The organism is Archangium sp., from assembly GCF_036388035.1.
Classification (GTDB): domain Bacteria; phylum Myxococcota; class Myxococcia; order Myxococcales; family Myxococcaceae; genus Archangium.
In genome coordinates, this window is sequence record NZ_DASVSO010000861.1 from 1 (window position 1) to 1,718 (window position 1,718).

The 1,718-nt window shown below is 67.6% G+C and carries 2 protein-coding genes; one reads left to right on the plus strand and one right to left on the minus strand.

The features are described 5' to 3' along the window. Positions 1–193 precede the first annotated feature (193 nt). Entirely contained in the window at positions 194–967 is a 774-nt protein-coding gene (locus tag VF697_RS35465) for a hypothetical protein (RefSeq protein WP_331102076.1), read from the plus strand. A gap of 120 nt (positions 968–1,087) precedes the next feature. On the opposite strand, the gene VF697_RS35470 is transcribed toward VF697_RS35465, so the two are convergent. Further along, positions 1,088–1,718 (minus strand): Kelch repeat-containing protein (locus VF697_RS35470; protein WP_331102078.1); only part of this gene is annotated, 631 nt, incomplete at its 5' end.

Here is a 1,718-nt window from a genome sequence, read left to right on the forward strand (position 1 = left end):
TCATTGTTGCAGGCCAAGGGCTCTCCTCCTTCGGCCCCGGCTCCACTCCCTCTCGAGGGACGCACTCCGTACAAGGGCATGACCTCGCGGGTTCTCCCCTTGGAGGGAACTCCGGCCGTGGTATGAAGCGTGTGCCCCGCGCGTTGGCTGACGCCACTCGGGAGGGGTAGGAATGCGCGGGAGGGAACAGCACATGAAGGCCACGAAGAAGAACGACAGGACGGTGGGCCCGCTCCGAATCGGAAGACGGAGCAAGCACGCGGCGGCGGAACTGGGCCACATCCACCAGGCGCGCAACGTCGAGACGGGCGCCCCCGCCCTGGTGATGATGCCTGGGCCACGGCCCACCTGGGCACCCAAGAAGAGCTGGCGGGTGCGCGCCTCCTTCCAGGCCACGCCACCCTTCATCTCCCTGGAGGTGGAACAGGCGCCGGCCTCGGGCAGCTTGAAGGAGCTGGCCACCCTGCTCACCCTGCTGCTCGCGGCGCTCGACGCCGTAGGAGACAACGCCAGGATGCGCGCCCACCTGACGCGTGAGCCGATGGGTCGGTGGCTGAGGCCCCTTCCCCTGAAGGCATTGGTGGCCGTGGGACTCGCCGTGCTCGTGCTGGGCGGGAGCTTCTGGTTGTTGGGCACGGGAAACCGTGAGCTGGCTCCTTCCACACCGACACCTTCGACCCCCGGTTTCGGTGAGCTGGCGGACGCTGGGCGCCCGTCCCCCGTGCTGGTCGACGGCGCGCCGCGGAGCCCGACGGGTATCGCCTACCCGCTTCCCGACAAGCCCTTCTCGGATCAGGCCAGACCCCCCTGCCGCACCCGGCGGGACGAGGTCGCGATCAACGGTGGCTGCTGGATGGCTCTTGAGCGCCGTCCGCCGTGCCATGAGGATCAGGCCGAGTACCAGGGAAAGTGCTACGTGCCCGTGGGTTTGAGAGGTCCACGCCCCCCTCAATCTCTCTCACCGTGAGCTGTCTCACTTCTAGTCGACTAGAAGTCAACCACATCCAACCACATCACTTCTAGTCGACTAGAAGTGGACCCAAGTCTTCGACACCTTTCGCGGAGCAGAGCAACGCAGGCAGTGCGCTCAGGGCAGATACAATTCCGTCTGGCGGAGGATGCCGCCGGATTGACTGTACCCGCCTACGGCGAGCACCTGCCCTGACCCGAGGAGGGTCGCCGTGTGGCCGATGCGGCTCCACGCCATGGACCCGGCTGCGGACCAGGTGTTGCTGGCGGGGTCGTACAGCTCCGCGGTCGCGGCGGGAACGGTGCCCATGAACCCCCCCGCGGCGAGCACCTTGCCCGAGGAGAGCAGTGTCAGCGTCGGGCCGTAGCGACCCACGGCCATGGAGGCCACCGGGGACCAGGTGTTGGTATCAGGGTCATACAACTCCGCGGTCGCGAGGGGATTGCTCCCGCCTCCGTTCGCGGACCCCACGACGAGCACCTTGCCCGAGGAGAGCAGCGTGGCGGAGTGCAGGTGACGGCCCGTGCCCATGGAACCCGCCGAGGACCAGGTGTTGGTATCAGGGTCATACAGCTCCGCGGTCGCGAGGATTCTGCCGCCGTAGCCGCCGACAACCAGCACCTTGCCCGAGTAGAGTGACGTGACGGTGTAGTCGCCGCGGCCCGAGGCCATGGAGCCGGCCGAGGACCAGGTGTGGGTGGCGGGGTCGTACAGCTCCGCGTTGGCGGGGTAGCTGTTGCCGCCGTTG

Coding starts and splice junctions, on each gene's coding strand:
- VF697_RS35465 (WP_331102076.1), top strand. CDS start 194: ATGAAGGCCACGAAGAAGAACGACAGGACGGTGGGCCCGCTCCGAATC.